The sequence below is a fragment of the Burkholderia sp. AU38729 genome (assembly GCF_020419725.1).
In the GTDB taxonomy this organism is placed as follows: Bacteria; Pseudomonadota; Gammaproteobacteria; order Burkholderiales; family Burkholderiaceae; genus Burkholderia.
Map to the genome: position 1 here is coordinate 688,649 of NZ_JAIZQO010000002.1, position 18,853 is coordinate 707,501.

Consider the following 18,853-nt stretch of genomic DNA (forward strand, 5'->3'; position numbering starts at 1 on the left):
GGTGCAAAAGCGCGTCCCCGGCTACGTGCCACGGCCGTCTCCAGGTTCACCGCGTCTGCCATCGCGAGTCCTCCGCCCTGCTTCAATGCAACACTCAGCACAACGCGCATAGAATGGCGTTTTCGCGAGTGTCCAACGCTTCACCCGTCCTGGAGATTTTCAATGGCTAAGCCCGCAAAGCGTGTTGCCGTCACCGGCGCCGCAGGTCAAATCGCTTACTCCCTGCTGTTCCGCATCGCGAACGGCGACCTGCTCGGCAAGGACCAGCCGGTCATCCTGCAACTGCTCGACCTCCCGCAAGCCCAAGGCGCCGTCAAGGGCGTCGTGATGGAACTCGACGATTGCGCGTTCCCGCTGCTCGCGGGCGTCGTGATCACCGACGATCCGAAGGTCGCATTCAAGGATGCCGATGTCGCACTGCTGGTCGGCGCACGTCCGCGCTCGAAGGGCATGGAGCGCAAGGACCTGCTGTCGGCAAACGCCGAAATCTTCACGGTTCAGGGCGCTGCGCTGAACGAAGTCGCGAGCCGCGACGTGAAGGTGCTGGTCGTCGGCAACCCGGCGAACACGAACGCCTACATCGCGATGAAGTCGGCGCCGGATCTGCCGAAGAAGAACTTCACGGCGATGCTGCGCCTCGACCACAACCGCGCGCTGTCGCAGCTCGCAGCGAAGTCGGGCAAGCCGGTCGCATCGATCGAGAAGCTCGCCGTGTGGGGCAACCACTCGCCGACGATGTACCCCGACTTCCGCTTCGCGACCGCCGAAGGCGAATCGCTGCTGAAGCTGATCAACGACGACGTGTGGAACCGCGACACGTTCATCCCGACCGTCGGCAAGCGCGGCGCGGCGATCATCGAAGCGCGCGGCCTGTCGTCGGCAGCGTCGGCGGCGAACGCAGCGATCGACCACGTGCGTGACTGGGTCCTCGGCACGAACGGCAAGTGGGTCACGATGGGCATCCCGTCGGACGGCTCGTACGGCATCCCGGAAGACATCATCTACGGCGTGCCGGTCGTTTGCGAAAACGGCGAATACAAGCGCGTCGAAGGCCTGGAAATCGACGCATTCTCGCGCGAGAAGATGGACGGCACGCTGGCCGAACTGCTCGAAGAGCGCGATGGCGTCGCCCACCTGCTGAAGAACTAAGCATCAAGCACCTCGCCGGGCGGCCCTCGGGCAGCCCGGTTTCGGCCTGGGCCGGCATGCCGCCGGCCCGGCCGACCGATCCGATCCGCGCACGTTTTGCCGCCCCGCGCTTGCCGCGCACCGGCCCAGAACGCGTCCGAATCCGATTTTCTCCACGTTGACCCGCTCCCCTGACGTAGACGAGATGGCCGCGCTCACTCCCGCACAAGTGCTGTACGACGGGGCGTCCCCGCCCGCGATCCTGCCCTGCTGTGATCACTACGCGGGCAGCGAAAAGCTGATGCGCAAGTCGCTCGCGCTGCAGGCCGAGCTGGGCCCCGTGTTCGACATCACGCTCGACTGCGAAGACGGCGCCGCCGTCGGCCAGGAAGCCGCGCACGCGGCACTCGTCACCGACATCCTCGGCAGCGACGAGAACCGCTTCGGCCGCGTCGGCGTCCGCATCCACGACTTTTCCCACCCGCACTGGCGCGACGATGTACGCATCGTGCTGCGCGCATCGCGTGCCCCCGCCTACATCACGCTCCCGAAGATCGCGAGTGCCGCTGACGCCGCCGAAATGACCGCGTTCATCGAAGGCACGCGCCGCGAGCTCGGCATCGCGCAGCCGATTCCCGTCGACGTGCTGGTCGAGACGCACGGCGCGCTCGCACAGGCGGCCGCTCTCGCCGCGCTGCCGACGGTCGGCACGCTGAGCTTCGGGCTGATGGATTTCGTCTCCGCGCACCACGGCGCGATTCCCGATTCCGCGATGCGCGCGCCCGGCCAGTTCGAGCACCCGCTCGTGCGCCGCGCGAAGCTGGAAATCGCCGCGGCCTGTCACGCGCACGGCAAGACGCCGTCGCACAACGTGACGACCGAAGTGCGCGACATGAGCATCGTCGCTGGCGATGCGCGCCGCGCCCGCGACGAATTCGCGTTCACGCGGATGTGGAGCATCCACCCCGCGCAGATCCGCCCGATCGTCGACGCATTCGCGCCGCGCACCGACGAGGTCGCGCTGGCCGCCGAGATCCTGCTGGCCGCGCAGGCCGCCGACTGGGGCCCGACGCGCCATGGTGATACGCTGCACGATCGCGCGAGTTACCGCTATTACTGGTCGGTACTGCGCCGCGCACGGGCCACCGGCCAGCCTGTGCCGGCCGAGGCCGCGCCGCTGTTCGGCCCGGCCGCCGCGGGCAGCGCACCGTAAGCGCGCGCCGCCGGCCGATACACGAGTTTCATGCATTCGACGACGCGCGAACCGGATAGAGGTTTGCGAAACGACAAAAAACGTAACGGAGCCCGAAAACCTGATATACACGCGGCCAAATAGGTGAAAATAGCGGCCGCTGCGCGCTTTCGGGGCGCGTGCAGTTTCAAACCGGCCGGCGGCGCAGATTGCCGGCCCTTGTCAACTGATTATCGAAAGGTTCTGACTCCATGAAGAAACTCCTGATCGCTACCGCCATCGGCGCCTTGTCCGCCACGATGCTGGTGTCGGCTCCGAGCGCGTTTGCCCAGGGTACGACCACGACGACCGCGAAGAAGGCAGCGGCCAAGCGCCCGGCGCCGGCCAAGCGCATCATCCCGCGCAGCAAGAAGGCACAGGCACGTGCCGCGGCGAAGGTCGATCCGGTACCGGACGGCGCAGTCAAGTGGTCCTGCAAGGAAGGTCTGTCGTTCGACCTCGCCGGTGACATGAAGCGCGACCAGGTCGTCACGGTTCACTGGGCGAAGAAGAACTACAAGCTGCCGCGTCAGGCCACGACGACGGGCGCCGACACGTTCTACGATCCGGCCGCAGGCTTCAAGCTGGTCGTGATCCCGACCAAGGCGATGCTGTTCTCCGACGCGAACGGCGGCGAACGCCTCGCGGACGAATGCGTGACGCCGGAAATGGCGCAAGGCACGCCGGCACCGACGCAGTCGAACGAACTGAAGCCGGCAACGAACTAAGCGCGTTCCCATCGGCCCCTCGATGTCCGCCCCGGTCTCCAACGTCCGCCCTGCTCCGGATACGGTACTCGTCGATATCGTCGACTACGTGCTGAATGCCGGCATCGACAGCGCGCTCGCGCTGGAGACGGCGCGTCATTGCCTGATCGACACGCTCGGATGCGGACTCGAGGCGCTCTCCTACCCTGCCTGCACCAAGCTGCTCGGCCCCGTCGTGCCCGGCACGATCGTGCCGCACGGCGCGAAGGTGCCCGGCACGTCCTTCCAGCTCGATCCCGTCCAGGCCGCTTTCGGCATCGGCGCGATGATCCGCTGGCTGGACTTCAACGACACCTGGCTCGCCGCCGAATGGGGTCATCCGTCCGACAACCTCGGCGGGATCCTGGCGACGGCCGACTGGCTTTCCCGCACGGCCCGCGCGGCCGGCCGCAAGCCGCTCACGATGCGCGACGTGCTGGTCGCGATGATCCAGGCCCACGAGATCCAGGGCTGCCTCGCGCTCGAGAATTCGTTCAATGCGGTCGGGCTCGACCACGTGCTGCTCGTGAAGGTCGCGTCGACGGCCGTCGTCGGCCGGCTGCTCGGGCTCACGCGCGACGAGCTGATCAACGCGGTGTCCCACGCGTTCGTCGACGGCCACGCGCTGCGCACCTACCGCCACGCGCCGAACACCGGCTCGCGCAAGTCCTGGGCGGCCGGCGACGCAACCTCCCGCGCGGTGCGCCTCGCGCTGATCGCGAAAACGGGTGAAATGGGCTACCCGTCGGCGCTCACCGCCAGGACCTGGGGCTTCTACGACGTGCTGTTCGACGGCAAGCCGTTCCGCTTCCAGCGCCCGTACGGCACGTACGTGATGGAAAACGTGCTGTTCAAGATCGCGTTCCCCGCCGAATTCCACGCGCAAACGGCCGCCGAGGCCGCGCTGCAGCTGCACGCGCAGCTCGCCGCCGCGGGCCGCACGACCGACGACATCAGCCGGATCACGATCCGCACGCACGCGGCCGCGATCCGCATCATCGACAAGCAGGGCCCGCTCGCCAATCCGGCCGACCGCGACCACTGCATCCAGTACATGGTCGCCGTGCCGCTGCTGTTCGGCCGGCTGACCGCGGCCGACTACGAGGATTCGGCCGCCGCCGATCCCCGCATCGACGCGCTGCGCGCGAAGACCGTGTGCGTCGAGGATCCGCAGTTCACGCAGGATTACCACGACCCGGACAAACGCTCGATCGCGAATGCACTGACGATCGAGTTCACGGACGGGTCGACGCTTGCCGAGGTGGCGGTCGAATACCCGCTCGGCCACCGGCGGCGCCGGGCCGAAGGCATCCCGCTCCTGGTCGAGAAGTTCAGGACCAACCTTGCCCGCCGCTTCCCGGCCAAGCAGCAACAAGCGATTCTCGACGTGTCGCTGGACCAGGCAAAGCTCGAAGCGATGCCGGTCGATGAGTACGTCGATCTGTACGTGATATAGCCGTCATTTACAGGACACGTAGTTTCCTAGCCTTAAACCCAGGAAAATCACCATGGCCCACAATCTCCACAAGACCCTCAAGGAATTCGACAGCGGTTCCGGCAAAGGCAAGTTCTACTCGCTGCCGCAGCTCGGCAAGGAACTGAAGACGAAGATCGAACGCCTGCCGGTGTCGATCCGTATCGTGCTCGAGTCCGTGCTGCGCAACTACGACGGCAAGAAGATCACCGAAGAGCACATCCAGCAGCTCGCGAACTGGAAGCCGAACGACAAGCGCGTCGACGAGATTCCGTTCGTGGTGTCGCGCGTCGTGCTGCAGGACTTCACGGGCGTGCCGCTGCTCGCCGACATCGCGGCCATGCGCGGCGTCGCGGAGCGTACCGGCAAGAACCCGAAGAAGATCGAGCCGCTGGTCCCGGTCGATCTCGTCGTCGATCACTCGGTGCAGATCGACTACTTCCGCCAGAAGGACGCGCTCGACCTGAACATGAAACTGGAATTCCAGCGCAACAACGAGCGCTACCAGTTCATGAAGTGGGGCATGCAGGCATTCGACACGTTCAAGGTCGTGCCGCCGGGCGTCGGCATCGTCCACCAGGTGAACCTGGAATACCTCGCGCGCGGCGTCCACAAGAAGGCGGACGGCGGCGACACCGTGTACTACCCGGACACCCTCGTCGGCACCGACAGCCACACGACGATGATCAACGGCATCGGCGTGGTCGGCTGGGGCGTGGGCGGCATCGAGGCTGAAGCCGGCATGCTCGGCCAGCCGGTGTACTTCCTGACGCCGGACGTCGTCGGCGTCGAGCTGAAGGGCAAGCTGCGCGAAGGCGTGACGGCCACCGACCTGGTGCTGACAATCACCGAAATGCTGCGCAAGGAGAAGGTCGTCGGCAAGTTCGTCGAGTTCTTCGGCGAAGGCACGAAGTCGCTGTCGCTGCCGGACCGCGCGACGATCGGCAACATGGCGCCGGAATACGGCGCGACGATGGGCTTCTTCCCGGTCGACGAAAAGACGATCGACTACTTCGAAGGCACGGGCCGCACGAAGGCCGAAATCGCCGCGTTCGAAAACTACTTCAAGGCGCAGAAGCTGTTCGGCATCCCGAAGGCCGGCGACATCGACTACACGAAGGTCGTGACGCTCGATCTGACGACGGTCGCGCCGTCGCTGGCCGGCCCGAAGCGCCCGCAAGACCGCATCGAGATCGGCCACGTCAAGTCGACGTTCACCGACCTGTTCTCGAAGCCGGTCGCGGAAAACGGCTTCGCGAAGAAGGCGGACGACCTGGCCACGCAATACACGACGAGCAACGGCGTCGACGTGAAGAACGGCGACATCCTGATCGCCGCGATCACGTCGTGCACGAACACGTCGAACCCGAGCGTGCTGCTGGCCGCCGGCCTGCTCGCGAAGAAGGCGGTCGAGGCCGGCCTCACGGTCGATCCGAAGATCAAGACCTCGCTCGCGCCGGGATCGCGCATCGTCACCGAGTACCTGACGAAGACGGGCCTGCTGCCCTACCTGTCGAAGCTCGGCTTCGAAGTCGCGGCCTACGGCTGCACGACCTGTATCGGCAACGCGGGCGACCTGACGCCGGAGCTGAACGAAGCGATCACGAAGAACGACATCGTCGCGGCAGCCGTGCTGTCGGGCAACCGTAACTTCGAAGCGCGTATCCACCCGAACATCCGTGCGAACTTCCTCGCGTCGCCGCCGCTGGTCGTCGCCTACGCGATCGCCGGCAACATCACGCGCGACCTGATGACCGAACCGGTCGGCAAGGGCAAGGGCGGCCGCGACATCTACCTCGGCGACATCTGGCCGACGAGCGAAGAAATCCACGCGCTGCTCAAGTTCGCGCTCGACCCGAAGAAGTTCGAGGACAACTACTCGAAGCTGACCAAGAAGGGCGACCTCTGGAGCAAGATCGAGGGCGAATCGGGCCAGGTCTACGACTGGCCGAAGTCGACGTACATCGCCGAGCCGCCGTTCTTCGGCAACGACTTCTCGATGGAACCGGCTGCATCGATCCCGACGGTCAAGGGCGCGCGCGCACTGGGCATCTTCGGTGACTCGGTCACGACCGACCACATCAGCCCGGCAGGCTCGATCAAGGAAGACTCGCCGGCAGGCAAGTGGCTGAAGGAGAACGGCGTGCAGAAGGCCGACTTCAACAGCTACGGCTCGCGCCGCGGCAACCACGACGTGATGATGCGCGGCACGTTCGCGAACGTCCGGATCAAGAACCTGATGATCCCGGCAAAGGCAGACGGCACGCGCGTCGAAGGCGGCCTGACGATCCACCAGCCGAGCGGCGAACAGCAATCGATCTACGATGCAGCGATGCAGTACGTTGCCGCCGGCACGCCGACGGTCGTGTTCGCCGGCGAAGAGTACGGCACGGGCTCGTCGCGCGACTGGGCCGCGAAGGGCACGCAACTGCTCGGCGTGAAGGCCGTGATCGCACGCAGCTTCGAGCGCATCCACCGCTCGAACCTGGTCGGCATGGGCGTGCTGCCGCTGCAGTTCAAGGGCGCGGACAGCGTCCAGTCGCTCGGCATCACCGGTGAAGAAACGTACGACATCGAAGGCCTCGGCGACGACTTCAAGCCGCAACAGGACGTCACGCTCGTGATCCACCGCAAGAACGGCGAATCGCAGCGCGTGCCGGTGCTGCTGCGCATCGATACGCCGATCGAAGTCGACTACTACAAGCACGGCGGGATCCTGCCGTTCGTGCTGCGCTCGCTGCTCGCAGCGTAAGCGCCCTGCACCTTGCAGGTGCCGCAGCCGCCTCGCGGGCGGTTGCGGCCGATTTGGATGCCCGACCTCGTGTCGGGCTTTTTTTGCCTGCGCTACGCCGCGTGACCGGTCGTGCGGCGCGTCATGCCGCCTTGTCGGCCCGCGCCTTCGTGCCTGCGCCCGCTCGCCGGGTGTTCTTCTGCAGATGCGTGCGGTTGTAGTCGATCGCCGCGCGCACCAGATTCTTCAGTGCCCGCTTGTCGAGCTTGTCGCCTTCGAAGAAATCGATCGCGCGCCGCGCATTGCCGTCGAGGCCGTCGTTAAAAAGCTTGTCGGGATCGGGCAGTTGCGCGCCGTGCATGAAGGTCAGCTTCACCTTGCCCTTGTGCGCGTTCGCCACCGCAATCATCCCGTCGCACGACCATACGGGGCTGCCCATCCATTTCCATTCCTCGACGATGCCCGCTTGCGCGTCGAGGATCGTCTGGCGCAGGTCGGCGAAGGTCTTGCCGCGCCAGTCGGCGATGCCGGCGATCAGCGCGTCGATACGCTCCGACGGCGTGAGGTCGGTTGGGCTCATGCGCGAGCCTCCGTGCGTTCGTCGGGGCCAGCCAGCACCTGTTCGAGCGAGTCGAAGAAGCGGACCCAGCCGTGCTGCGCACCGCGGTACGCCTGCTCCTGGTCGGTCCGGAAGCCGACCTGCTCCATCCGCAGGTGCGTGCCGTGCGGTGTCGGCGTGAGCGTCCACGTGACGACGCTTTCGAGGCCGTATGCGGCCCACGTATAGGACAACGCATGCGGCGGCTCGATCGTGAGGACCGTGCAGTCGACCGAGCCCCAGTCCGCACGGAAGCTGAAGGCGCGGCCCGCGACGGGCTCGAAGTCGCTCTTCATCAGCCACGCCTCGATCAGGTGCGGTTGCGTGAGCGCGCGCCAGATCTTCTCCGGCGGATGGGGCAGCTCCCGGTCGACGACGACTGAGCGCGTTTCGGTGGTGGCCTGGTTCATTACTGGTCCATCCTTTTGAGAAGATCTTCGAGGGCATCGAACCGGGTCTGCCAGAAGCCGGCCATCTGGCTCGTCCAGTCGATCAACGGGGCCAGCGCTTGAGGCTGCGCGCTGTAGTGCGTCTGCCGGCCTTCGTGACGGTCGCTCACGAGCCCGGCCTGCTTCAGGACGCCCAGATGCTTCGAGACGGCCGGCTGCGAGACGCCCGCATGGGCCGTCAGCGCGGCAACCGTCAGCTCGCCGTCCGCGCACAGCCGCTCGAAGAGCGCGCGGCGCGTGGGATCGGCCAGTGTCCTGAAAAGCATGTCGTGTGCGTTCTGCATGTCCAAATTCATAACCCGATGGTTATGAATTGAAGCATATCCGCTGATCGACGCACGTCAAGGCGGAATTTCGCGAACGACGCCGCGCAATCTTGCGCGGGCCCGCTATCCGCCGTACGGGGTATCCACGCCCCCGAATTCGAGCCCTTCCTCTAATCCGCAATTGCCGCATGCAATCCGAAAGACACCCGCAAGACTGCCGGAAGCACCGTTCCACAGTTCGGGAAACGTTTGCGGCCGAGCGATCCCATTTTTGTGCACGCGCGAATCCGTTCCTGCCGTGTCGCGGCGTTTGACCACATAGTGCGACGCGGCACGCGACAACGACCGGTCGCGCACGATGCGTTCACCCGGCGATCCGCTCCGCGATCGCGCACGTTCCGGCGTCGTGACGAGCGACTCGTGCGTGCGAGCGTCGCGCGTCGCTGCGCCGCCGTATCGCGAACCGGTTCCGCTCGCCGCTGCCGCAATTCGCATATGCGCATGACGCAGCACATGCGTGCACCCGCGCCGATGTCAGAACTGACAGCTATGGAAAATGGCAGCTACCCCAACGACACCGACGCCCTACGCTCGTCACCGCTCGCGGCCCCACAAGGGCCGGGGGTTCCAGTAACGTCGCCTCTCCTAAAAAAGGACTCCCGATGAAAAGGAACACCTGGTTTGCCCTTCCCCTTCCGTCGCCCCGCCGCCTCGCGTGCGTGGCACCGTTCGTGTTCGCCGCCGCCGCGGCGCATGCGACGACGGATTGGGTCGATACGCATACGAAGGCCTTTCTGACCGGCCCGCAGTTGATGGCGCGCAGCGCGGCGCCGTCGCTCGAACTGGCAGGCGGTGAAACGACCAACGTCGTCGTCAGCCTGAAACTGCGCAACGCCGCGCAGCTCAAGCAACTGGCGCGCGACGTGAACCGGCCCGGCAGCGCGCATTACCGCCAGTACCTCACGCACGAGCAGTTCCTCGCCAACTACGCGCCGACCGATGCGCAGGTCAAGTCGGTCGTCGACTATCTACACAAGAGCGGCTTCGTGAACGTCGAGGTCGCGCCGAACCGCCTGCTGGTCTCCGCCAGCGGCACGGCCGCCACGGTGAAGACCGCATTCAACACGTCGCTCGTGCACTTCGACTACGCGGGTCACTCGGGCTTCGCGAACACGTCGACTGCGCAGGTGCCGCGCGCGCTCGGCGACGTCGTCGGCTCGGTGCTCGGGCTGCAGAACGTTGCACACGCGCGGCCGCTGCTGCGCATCGGCAACGTGTCGAAGCCGCAGGCGCTGGCAGCCGGCACGGCGACCGGCCACTATCCGAAGGAATTCCCGGGCCTCTACAACGCAACCGGCGTGCCGACCGCAGCCGGCGTCACCGTCGGCATCATCACGATCGGCGGCGTGTCGCAGACGCTGCAGGACCTGAAGCAGTTCACGTCGAGCAACGGATACGGGGCGGTGTCGACGCAGACCATCAAGACCAACGGCTCGGGCGGCAGCTACACCGACGACCAGGACGGCCAGGGCGAATGGGATCTGGACAGCCAGTCGATCGTCGGCTCGGCCGGCGGCCAGGTCGGCAAGCTCGTGTTCTACATGGCCGACCTCAATGCGAGCGGCAACACGGGCCTCACGCAGGCGTTCAACCGCGTGGTGTCGGACAACACCGCGAAGGTGATCAACGTATCGCTCGGCTGGTGCGAGACCGATGCGAACGCGGACGGCACGCTCGACGCCGAGGAACAGATCTTCACGACTGCCGCGGCGCAAGGCCAGACGTTCTCCGTTTCGTCGGGTGACGAAGGCGTGTACGAGTGCAACAACCGCGGCTATCCGGACGGCTCGAACTACACGGTGTCGTGGCCGGCATCGTCGCCGCACGTGCTCGCGATCGGCGGCACGACGCTCTACACGACGTCGTCGGGCGCATTCTCGAGCGAGACGGTGTGGAACGAAGGGCTCGACGGCAACGGCAAGCTGTGGGCGACGGGCGGCGGCATCAGCACGATCCTGCCCGCGCCGTCGTGGCAGTCGGGCAGCAACCGCCAGTTGCCGGACGTCGCGTTCGACGCCGCGCAAAGCACGGGCGCGTACATCTACAACTACGGCCAGTTGCAGCAGATCGGCGGCACGAGCCTCGCCGCACCGATCTTCACCGGCCTCTGGGCGCGCCTGCTCGCAGCGAACGGCACGGGCCTCGGCTTCCCGGCCGGCAAGTTCTACGCCGACATTCCGTCGAACCCGTCGCTCGTGCGCTACGACGTGGTGTCGGGGAACAACGGCTATCAGGGGTATGGCTACAACGCAGGCACCGGCTGGGATTACACGACCGGCTTCGGCAGCTTGAACATCGCGAACCTCAACCAGCTGATCAAGTCGGGCGGGTTCTAAGCGAAGCGTAAAGGCCGGCGCGCGGCGGTGGTTCGTTGCGTGCCGGCTCGAAAATTTCCCGCGATGGTCGTTCGGCCATCGGCTTGCGCCGCAACCGCGCGCCACCCTACTCCGTCGCCTGCTCGCCCACGCGCTCCGGCGCAGCCGGCACACCGGCCCGATGCGACGGCGCAAAGAGCCGCAATCCGCTCGCGACGCTCGCGGCCCCGGCGAAGCCCGCGCCGAGCATCAGCGCGAGCGTCGGCCCGTGGCGCCCCGCGATCCCGAACGACAGCGCGACGAGCGCCGCGCCCGTCGCCTGCCCGATCAGCCGTGCGGTCGCGATGATCCCGCTCGCGCCGCCGCTGCGCTCGGGCGGTGCGCTCGACATCAGCGCCTTCAGGTTCGGCGACTGGAAGAAACCGAAGCCCGCGCCGCACAGCATCATCCGCCAGCCGATGTCGATGACGCCGGGCGCCGCCGGCAACGCGGCGAGCGACACCATGCCCGCGCTCAGCAACGCCAGACCGATCGCGCCGAGCAGGCCCGGCGGATAGCGATCCGACAAGCGCCCCGCGATCGGCGCGGCGAGCGCGACGATCGCCGACCACGGCGTCATCAGGAAGCCCGTCTCGACCGCATTGCGATGCTGGACGGTTTCGAAATAGAACGGCAGCGACACGAACGCGAGCCCCTGCGCGGCAAACGCGCACACCGCGGTCAGCGCGGACAGCGTGAACACCGGCCGGCGAAACAGGTCGACCGGCAGCATCGGCGCCGGGTGCCCGGCCTGACGGCGGATCAGCAGCCAGCCGAAGGTGAGCGCGACCGCGGCCGCCGCGAACACGATGGAAAGCGGCCCGCGCTGCGCGAACTCGCCGAGCGCGAAGATCAGCGACGCGAACGTGATCACGTTGAACAACGCCGCGACCGGATCGAACGCATGCTTGCCGCGCGCCGTCTGCGGCAGCGACGGAATCGCCACGGCAAGCGCGAACACGCCGAGCGGCACGTTCACCGCGAACAGCCACGGCCATGCGGCGACCGACAGGATCAGCGACGCGATGGTCGGCCCCACCGCGAACGACACGCCGACCACGAGCGCGTTGAAGCCGACGCCGCGCCCGAGCCGGTGCGCGGGAAACAGGCCGCGGATCAGCGCGACGTTCACGCTCATGATCGCGCTCGCGCCGAAGCCCTGCACGATCCGCGCGGCCGTCAGCATCGGCAGCGTCGACGCGAGCGAGCAGCCGAGCGACGCAACCGTGAACACCGCGAGCCCGGCGACATACACGCGCTTGTGGCCGACGATGTCGCCGAGCGACGCGAACGGCAGCAGCGTCGCGACCATCGCGAGCTGGTACGCGTTGATGATCCATACGGACGCGGCCGGCGATGCATGCAGGTCGGCGGCGATCGCGGGCAGCGCGGTGTTCGCGATCGCGGTGTCGAGCGTCGCGAGCGCGACGGCCAGCAGCACGGCGGACATCGCACGCCAGTTGACGGCCGGCTCATGCGCGCCGGCGGGGGAAGCGAATTCGGACAAGATGCGGCTCGGCTGACGAGCGACGCGTTGCGCCGCGTCGCGGATTGGACTCGCGGCGGCGTTCCGGACGCACCGCTCGGAACGCGCGCCGCCGCGCCCCGTATTGTTGCAGAGCCCCATCGAACGTGCAGGCGGCCGCCTCGTCGGTCAGCGAAATGAAAGCAAATGCATGGCCGCGCAGGATGCACGGCCACGCAGGCTCGCCGCGTCAGGTCACCGCGCGCCGCGCATTGCGGCCGCGCAGCCATTCGAGCGCCAGCAGCAGGCTCGTCGAGAAGATGATCAGGATCGTTGCGAGCGCAGCGATCGTCGGGCTGATGTTCTCGCGGATGCCGGTGAACATCTGGCGCGGCAGCGTCGTCTGGTCCGCGCCCGCGAGGAACAGCGTGACGACGACTTCGTCGAACGACGTCGCGAACGCGAACAGCGCGCCGGACATCACACCCGGTGCGATCACCGGCAGCGTCACGCGAAAGAACGTCGACACCGGATTGGCGCCGAGCGACAGGCTCGCGCGCACGAGGTTCTGGTTGAAGCCCTGCAGGGTTGCCGCAACCGTCGTCACGACGAACGGCACGCCGAGCGCCGCGTGCGCGGCGATCAGCCCCGTGTAGGTGTTCGCGAGCCCGAGCGGCGCGAAGAACAGGTACATGCCGACACCGACCACGACGACCGGCACGATCATCGGCGACAGCAGCACGGCCATCAGCAGCGCCTTGCCGCGGAAGTCGGCCTTCGTGAGACCGATCGCGGCAAGCGTGCCGAGCACCGTCGCGACGACGGTCGCCGACGGCGCGACGATGAAGCTGTTCTTCGCGGCCATCCGCCACTCGTCCGATGCGATCAGGTTCTCGTACCAGCGCATCGAGAAGCCCGGGATCGGATAGACGAGGAACGTGCTCGACGAGAACGACAGCGGCACGATCGCGAGCACCGGCAGGATCAGGTACAGCAGCGTCAGCACGACGAGCACGCGCAATGCGACGTACCATGCGCGCTCGACGAACGACATGTGCGGCGCGAACAGCGGCCTGGCGAGTTTCATGGTCGGATTCCCCTTCCCGTTTCGTTGCACGCGGCGCTCAGCCGAGGCTCACGTTGGTGCGCGTGAAGCGCCCGTACACCGCGTACAGCACGAGCGTCGCCGCGAGCAGCAGCCCGCCGAGCGCGCACGCCATGCCCCAGTTGATCGTCACGTTCGTGAAGTACGCGACGTAGTAGCTGACCATCTGGTCGTTCGGCCCGCCGAGCAGCGCGGGCGTGATGTAGTAGCCGATCGCGAGAATGAACACGAGCAATGCGCCCGCGCCGACGCCCGGGTAGGTCTGCGGCACGTACACGCGCCAGAACGCGGCGAACGGATGGCTGCCGAGCGACACGGCCGCGCGCTGGTAGGTCGGCGGGATCGACTTCATCACGCTGTAGAGCGGCAGGATCATGAACGGCAGCAGGATGTGCGTCATCGAGATGTACACGCCGACGCGGTTGAACAGCAGCGTCAGCGGATGCGAGATCAGCCCGCTGCCGATCAGCGCCGTATTGATGAGCCCTTCGCTCTGCAGCAGCACGATCCATGCGGCGACGCGCACGAGCACCGACGTCCAGAACGGAATCAGCACGAGGATCATCACGAGGTTGGCACGCCGCTCCGACAGCGTCGAGATCCAGTACGCGAGCGGATAGCCGAGCAGCAGCGCGAACAGCGTGACGGCGACACCGATCACGAACGTGCGGCCGAAGATCGCGAGATAGATCGACTGGTCGGGGTCGGCCTGCACGATGTGGCCGAAGCCGTCCTGCTTGTGGTCGAGCGCGGCGAGCAGGTAGAACGGCGAATACGCGCTGCCGTTCTTCGCGATCGCCTGCCAGTATGCGGCATCGCCCCAGCGCGAATCGAGCTCGACCAGCTTGTCGCGCGTCTGCGCGGGTGTCAGTGCGGCATCATTGTCGCCCTTCAGCGGCATCGCGCGCGCCGTCTTCGCGACGAGCGAGCGATAGCCGGGAATCTCGGTGTTCAGGCGCCTCGCGAGCGCCCCCATCGCCTCGCTGTCGGCCACCTTCGTCATGTCGGCCGCGAGCGCGACATACGCGGCGTCGACCGGCGGCGCCTTGCGGTCCCAGCCCGACAGCGCCCGGATCGTGTTCGGCAGCGCGGCGGCGATCTCGGGGTTCTGCACCGCGCGCGTGAGCAGCGTGCCGATCGGCACGACGAAAATCAGCAGCAGGAAAATCGCGAGCGGCGCGACCAGCAGCAGTGCCATCGTGCGCTTGCGGGCCTCGGCGGCCTTCAGCTCGCGCTTGAGCGCGGCGTTCGACGGCGAGGAAGGCGCGATCGTCATCGTATTCAACGGTTCTCTCCGGCCGGGCACGATCCGGCGGAAGGCCGCGCGACACGATCGACGCGTCGCGCGGCCGGTTGCATCAGGATGCCTGAACGACGGTTACTTCGTCGCCCACGCGGCGAAACGCTGCTCGAGCTCGTCGCTGTGGTCGGTCCAGAAGCCGATGTCTTCCAGCACCGCGTTCTTGCCGTTGGCCGGCGAGTTCGGCAGGTTCGCGAGCGTCTTCGCGTCGAGCGACTTGATCGCCGCGATGTTCGTCGGGCCGTACGCGATGTGCTGCGCGTAGCCCTGCTGCGGCTTCGGCGTCAGTGTGTACGCGATGTACTGCTCGGCCAGCGCCTTGTTCGGCGAGCCCTTCGGAATCGCCCAGTAGTCGAGGTCGTAGATGCTGCCGTTCCACACGACCTTCAGGTTCTTGCCTTCCTTCTGCGCGGCGTCGATGCGGCCGTTGTACGCGGTCGACATCACGACGTCGCCGGCGACGAGGAACTGCGGCGGCTGCGCGCCCGCTTCCCACCACTGGATGTTCGGCTTCAGCTCGTCGAGCTTCTTGAACGCGCGGTCCTGGCCGGCCTTCGTGCCGAGCACCTTGTACACGTCCTTCGGCGCAACGCCGTCGGCCATCAGCGCGAATTCGAGGTTGTAGCGCGCGCCCTTGCGCATGCCGCGCTTGCCGGGGAATTTCTTCACGTTCCAGAAATCGGCCCAGCCGGTCGGCGCCGATTTCAGCTTGTCCGCGTTGTACGACAGCGCCGTCGACCACACGAAGAAGCCGACGCCGCACACCTGCGGCGCTTCCGGAATCAGGTCGGACTTCTTCGCGATCTTCGACCAGTCGAGCTTCTCGTACAGCCCTTCGTCGCAGCCGCGGTTCAGGTCGCCCGATTCGACTTCGACCACGTCCCAGTTGACGTGCTTCGCCTCGACCATCGCCTTCACTTTCGCCTGCTCGCCGTTGTATTCGACGGCCGTGACCTTGTTGCCGGTCGCCTTCTCGAACGGCTGGTTGAACGCGGCCTTCTGGGCGTCGCCGTTCGCGCCGCCGAAGTTGACGACCGTGAGTTCGGCAGCCGATGCCGATGCGCCGACGACGGCGAGCGCCAATGCCAGCGCGGTGCGCCGTGCGGTAATGCGTGCTCGGTTCATGGTGGTTCCTCTCCTCTCGTGGTGGAAGTGGGCAGTTGTTGTTGACGACGTGCTACGGAAAATCGGGGGAAACCCTGCTCAAGCGAACACGCGCAGGTGTTCGGGCGAGAACGCGAGCGCGACCGGTGCGCCGGGCGAGAACGCATCGAGCGCGCCGGTGCCGAGCGGCACCTTCACGAAGCATTCGTCCTGGCCGGGCAGCGCGCAGCGCATGCGCACGTGGTCGCCGAAATAGATGAGGCTTCGCGCCTCGCCGCTCAGCTGGTTGGCGGCCGCGCCGTTCGCGTGCCCGTTCGCGCCGTGCGCGGCGAGGCTCATGCGTTCGGGGCGGATGCACGCGACGGCCGGCGCTCCCTCGGCCGCATCGCCGATGCGGCGGCCGACGAGCTTCGTGCCGTCGTCGAGCCGGAATTCGCAGAATTCGCCGTCGACGCGCGCGATGGTGCCGCGCAGCCGGTTGCTGTCGCCGATGAAGTTCGCGACGAATTCGTTGCACGGCGATTCGTACAGGCGGTCGACGGTGTCGAGCTGCTGCACGATGCCCTTGTCGAACACGGCGACGCGATCGGACATCGTCAGCGCCTCGCCCTGGTCGTGCGTCACGTACACGAAAGTCACGCCGAGTTTTTCGTGCAGCGCCTTCAGTTCGTACTGCATGTGTTCGCGCAACTGCTTGTCGAGCGCGCCGAGCGGCTCGTCCATCAGCACCAGCTTCGGCTCGAACACGAGCGCGCGCGCCAGCGCGATGCGCTGCTGCTGGCCGCCCGACAACTGCGCCGGGTAGCGCTTCGCGAAGCGCTCCATCTGCACCATCTTCAGCGCGTGCGCGACGCGTTCCGCGCGCTCGGCCGCCGGCAGCTTGCGCACGGTCAGCGGATACGCGACGTTCTGCTCGACCGTCAGGTGCGGAAACAGCGCGTAGTTCTGGAACACCATGCCGATGTTGCGCTTGTGCGGCGGCACGTTGTTCAGCAACTCGCCGTCGAGGCGGATCTCGCCGCCGGTCGGGAATTCGAAGCCGGCCAGCATCATCAGGCAGGTGGTCTTGCCCGAGCCCGATGGCCCGAGCAGCGTCAGGAATTCCCCGCGGTGGATATCGAGGTCGAGCGATTTGACGACCAGCGTCTCGCCGTCGTAGGTCTTCCGCACGCCGCGAAAGCTGACGATCACATCATCGGACTTCATCGTGGCTGTCCCCTTGCTTCGCGACAATTGATTTTGAGATGCGAGCCACTATACGGCGCCCACGGTTCTACAATAGGGAACCATTTCAATATTACTAGTAGGACCACTTTGGATACCGTGATCCTCGCCGACTGGCTTTCCGCCCGCCTCGACCGCAGCTCGCCCGAGCCGATGTACCGGCAGTTGCTGCAGCAGATGCAGCAGGCCATCCTGACCGGGGAATTGGGGCCAGGGACAAAGCTGCCGAGTTCGCGCACGCTCGCGGCCGACCTGTCGATCGCGCGCAATACCGTGCTGCACGTGTACGACCAGCTGACGGCCGAAGGCTACGTGCTGACGACCACCGGCAGCGGCACCTATGTGGCCGACACGCGGCCGGACGCCGCCGCGATCCACGTGCCGGGCGCCGCGCCGCCGCCGTCGAGCGCCGATGAACCACCGCTGCCGGACGCGCAGGGCGGCCTGTCGATGCGGGGCCGGCAACTGATCGAGCATGCGGGCGTGTCGCGGCGCCAGTGGGGTGCGTTCATGCCGGGCGTGCCGGACGTGTCGGAATTCCCGAGCCGGACGTGGAGCCGCCTGCAGGCGCGGCTGTGGAAGGAGGCGAATCCCGAGCTGCTGACCTATGCGCCGGGCGGCGGCTACCGGCCGTTGCGGCGGGCGCTCGCCGATTACCTGCGCGTCGCGCGCTCGGTCAAATGCTCGCCGGACCAGGTGATCATCACGACGGGCATCCACCAGTCGATCGATCTCGCGGTGCGGCTGCTGTCCGACATCGGCGATCGCGCATGGGTCGAGGAGCCGTGCTACTGGGGCGTGCGCAGCGTATTGCAGGCGGCCGGCCTCACGCTGACGCCGGTGCCGGTCGACCAGGAAGGGCTCGACCCGCGTGCCAGCGACATGCAGCATCCGCCGCGGCTCGTGCTCGTCACGCCGTCGCATCAGTACCCGCTCGGGATGGTGATGAGCCTCGCGCGACGCCGGATGCTGCTCGAATACGCGCGCCAGCACCGCTGCTGGATCATCGAGGACGACTACGACAGCGAGTTCCGCTACGGCAGCCGCCCGCTCGCGTCGCTGCAGGGGCTCGACGACGGCGGCCGCGTGATCTACGTCGGCAGCCTCGGCAAGATGCTGTTCCCGGGGCTGCGGATGGGCTACATGGTCGTGCCCGAGCATCTGGTCGACACGTTCCGCACCGGGCTGTCGGAGCTGTACCGCGAGGGCCAGCTGATGCAGCAGGCCGTGCTCGCCGAATTCATCATGGACGGCCACCTGACTTCGCACGTCAGACGAATGCGCACGCTGTACGGCGAGCGCCGGCAACTGATGATCGATGCGATCCGCGCGCGCTTCGGCGACGCGCTGCCCGTGATGGGCGACGAGGCAGGCCTGCATCTCGTGCTCGGCCTGCCCGACGCCTGCGACGATCGCGCGGTCACGCAGAGCGCGTTCGATGCGGGCGTGATCGTGCGCCCGCTCACCAGCTACTACAGCAGCCTCGACACCGCGCGGCGCGGCCTGTTGCTCGGCTATGCGTGCGTCCCGCACGAAGGCATCGGCCCCGCGTTCGACACGCTCGCGAATACCATCGAGCGACACCTGCCGCGGGACCTCACGCGCGCGGCATAGCGGC

The 18,853-nt window shown here is 66.9% G+C and carries 15 protein-coding genes; 7 read left to right on the plus strand and 8 right to left on the minus strand.

What is annotated here, in order from left to right; all coding sequences use genetic code 11:
- The first annotated feature begins 162 nt into the window (after positions 1 to 162).
- The 5 genes from LGM56_RS08090 to acnA all read left to right on the plus strand — a co-directional run bounded on the left by LGM56_RS08090 (position 163) and on the right by acnA (position 7,331).
- Positions 163 to 1,149: a malate dehydrogenase gene (locus LGM56_RS08090; RefSeq protein ID WP_046549914.1), complete on the plus strand. Its 987-nt coding sequence runs from the start codon at positions 163 to 165 to the stop codon at positions 1,147 to 1,149.
- 184 nt (positions 1,150 to 1,333) lie between these two features.
- Positions 1,334 to 2,341 (plus strand): HpcH/HpaI aldolase/citrate lyase family protein, encoded by a 1,008-nt coding sequence (locus LGM56_RS08095; RefSeq protein WP_226204232.1) that lies wholly within the window; start codon positions 1,334 to 1,336, stop codon positions 2,339 to 2,341.
- A 230-nt stretch (positions 2,342 to 2,571) separates the two neighbouring features.
- Positions 2,572 to 3,087 carry a hypothetical protein gene (locus LGM56_RS08100; protein WP_089442945.1) on the plus strand — a complete coding sequence of 172 codons (516 nt, stop codon included), beginning with the start codon at positions 2,572 to 2,574 and terminating at the stop codon, positions 3,085 to 3,087.
- Positions 3,088 to 3,109: 22 nt separating this feature from the next.
- Positions 3,110 to 4,561: a bifunctional 2-methylcitrate dehydratase/aconitate hydratase gene (locus LGM56_RS08105; RefSeq protein WP_226203997.1), complete on the plus strand. Its 1,452-nt coding sequence runs from the start codon at positions 3,110 to 3,112 to the stop codon at positions 4,559 to 4,561.
- Between the two features lie 52 nt (positions 4,562 to 4,613).
- Positions 4,614 to 7,331, plus strand: a complete 2,718-nt coding sequence (gene acnA, locus LGM56_RS08110) for an aconitate hydratase AcnA (protein ID WP_226203999.1) — start codon at positions 4,614 to 4,616, stop codon at positions 7,329 to 7,331.
- A gap of 121 nt (positions 7,332 to 7,452) precedes the next feature.
- Here acnA and LGM56_RS08115 read toward each other — a convergent pair whose 3' ends face one another.
- From LGM56_RS08115 to LGM56_RS08125, 3 genes are read right to left on the minus strand one after another with little or no spacing between them, the layout of a single operon-like run.
- A complete protein-coding gene (locus LGM56_RS08115; protein ID WP_226204001.1) occupies positions 7,453 to 7,890 on the minus strand; it encodes a DUF1801 domain-containing protein in 438 nt (145 codons plus the stop codon).
- Positions 7,887 to 8,318: an SRPBCC family protein gene (locus tag LGM56_RS08120; protein WP_226204003.1), complete on the minus strand. Its 432-nt coding sequence runs from the start codon at positions 8,316 to 8,318 to the stop codon at positions 7,887 to 7,889. The genes LGM56_RS08115 and LGM56_RS08120 overlap by 4 nt, the downstream gene beginning before the upstream one ends.
- Positions 8,318 to 8,641, minus strand: coding sequence for an ArsR/SmtB family transcription factor (locus LGM56_RS08125; protein ID WP_069252885.1), 324 nt, complete (start codon positions 8,639 to 8,641; stop codon positions 8,318 to 8,320). The genes LGM56_RS08120 and LGM56_RS08125 overlap by 1 nt, the downstream gene beginning before the upstream one ends.
- 644 nt (positions 8,642 to 9,285) lie before the next feature.
- Between LGM56_RS08125 and LGM56_RS08130 the strand changes: the two genes are divergently transcribed.
- Positions 9,286 to 11,019, plus strand: coding sequence for a protease pro-enzyme activation domain-containing protein (locus LGM56_RS08130; protein WP_226204005.1), 1,734 nt, complete (start codon positions 9,286 to 9,288; stop codon positions 11,017 to 11,019).
- A gap of 106 nt (positions 11,020 to 11,125) precedes the next feature.
- Here LGM56_RS08130 and LGM56_RS08135 read toward each other — a convergent pair whose 3' ends face one another.
- The 5 genes from LGM56_RS08135 to LGM56_RS08155 all read right to left on the minus strand — a co-directional run bounded on the left by LGM56_RS08135 (position 11,126) and on the right by LGM56_RS08155 (position 17,217).
- Complete coding sequence (locus tag LGM56_RS08135; RefSeq protein ID WP_226204008.1) at positions 11,126 to 12,544, minus strand: MFS transporter; 1,419 nt, start codon at positions 12,542 to 12,544, stop codon at positions 11,126 to 11,128.
- Positions 12,545 to 12,752: 208 nt separating this feature from the next.
- Positions 12,753 to 13,589 carry an ABC transporter permease gene (locus tag LGM56_RS08140; protein ID WP_226204012.1) on the minus strand — a complete coding sequence of 279 codons (837 nt, stop codon included), beginning with the start codon at positions 13,587 to 13,589 and terminating at the stop codon, positions 12,753 to 12,755.
- A 37-nt stretch (positions 13,590 to 13,626) separates the two neighbouring features.
- Positions 13,627 to 14,883, minus strand: coding sequence for an ABC transporter permease (locus LGM56_RS08145; RefSeq protein ID WP_226204234.1), 1,257 nt, complete (start codon positions 14,881 to 14,883; stop codon positions 13,627 to 13,629).
- Positions 14,884 to 14,985: 102 nt separating this feature from the next.
- On the minus strand, positions 14,986 to 16,032 hold the full coding sequence (locus LGM56_RS08150; protein ID WP_089427970.1) for an ABC transporter substrate-binding protein: 1,047 nt from the start codon (positions 16,030 to 16,032) through the stop codon (positions 14,986 to 14,988).
- A gap of 78 nt (positions 16,033 to 16,110) precedes the next feature.
- Positions 16,111 to 17,217, minus strand: coding sequence for an ABC transporter ATP-binding protein (locus LGM56_RS08155; protein WP_089427971.1), 1,107 nt, complete (start codon positions 17,215 to 17,217; stop codon positions 16,111 to 16,113).
- A gap of 108 nt (positions 17,218 to 17,325) precedes the next feature.
- On the opposite strand from LGM56_RS08155, the gene LGM56_RS08160 reads away from it, so the two are divergent.
- Positions 17,326 to 18,849, plus strand: a complete 1,524-nt coding sequence (locus tag LGM56_RS08160; protein ID WP_089427972.1) for a PLP-dependent aminotransferase family protein — start codon at positions 17,326 to 17,328, stop codon at positions 18,847 to 18,849.
- The last annotated feature ends 4 nt before the right edge of the window (positions 18,850 to 18,853 follow it).

Excerpts from the sequence above, each read along its gene's own strand:
- LGM56_RS08145 (WP_226204234.1), bottom strand. The coding sequence starts at position 14,883 with ATGACGATCGCGCCTTCCTCGCCGTCGAACGCCGCGCTCAAGCGCGAG.
- LGM56_RS08150 (WP_089427970.1), bottom strand. The coding sequence starts at position 16,032 with ATGAACCGAGCACGCATTACCGCACGGCGCACCGCGCTGGCATTGGCG.
- LGM56_RS08090 (WP_046549914.1), top strand. The coding sequence starts at position 163 with ATGGCTAAGCCCGCAAAGCGTGTTGCCGTCACCGGCGCCGCAGGTCAA.
- LGM56_RS08095 (WP_226204232.1), top strand. The coding sequence starts at position 1,334 with ATGGCCGCGCTCACTCCCGCACAAGTGCTGTACGACGGGGCGTCCCCG.
- LGM56_RS08115 (WP_226204001.1), bottom strand. The coding sequence starts at position 7,890 with ATGAGCCCAACCGACCTCACGCCGTCGGAGCGTATCGACGCGCTGATC.
- LGM56_RS08155 (WP_089427971.1), bottom strand. The coding sequence starts at position 17,217 with ATGAAGTCCGATGATGTGATCGTCAGCTTTCGCGGCGTGCGGAAGACC.
- LGM56_RS08130 (WP_226204005.1), top strand. The coding sequence starts at position 9,286 with ATGAAAAGGAACACCTGGTTTGCCCTTCCCCTTCCGTCGCCCCGCCGC.
- LGM56_RS08140 (WP_226204012.1), bottom strand. The coding sequence starts at position 13,589 with ATGAAACTCGCCAGGCCGCTGTTCGCGCCGCACATGTCGTTCGTCGAG.
- LGM56_RS08105 (WP_226203997.1), top strand. The coding sequence starts at position 3,110 with ATGTCCGCCCCGGTCTCCAACGTCCGCCCTGCTCCGGATACGGTACTC.
- LGM56_RS08120 (WP_226204003.1), bottom strand. The coding sequence starts at position 8,318 with ATGAACCAGGCCACCACCGAAACGCGCTCAGTCGTCGTCGACCGGGAG.
- LGM56_RS08125 (WP_069252885.1), bottom strand. The coding sequence starts at position 8,641 with ATGCAGAACGCACACGACATGCTTTTCAGGACACTGGCCGATCCCACG.
- acnA (WP_226203999.1), top strand. The coding sequence starts at position 4,614 with ATGGCCCACAATCTCCACAAGACCCTCAAGGAATTCGACAGCGGTTCC.
- LGM56_RS08100 (WP_089442945.1), top strand. The coding sequence starts at position 2,572 with ATGAAGAAACTCCTGATCGCTACCGCCATCGGCGCCTTGTCCGCCACG.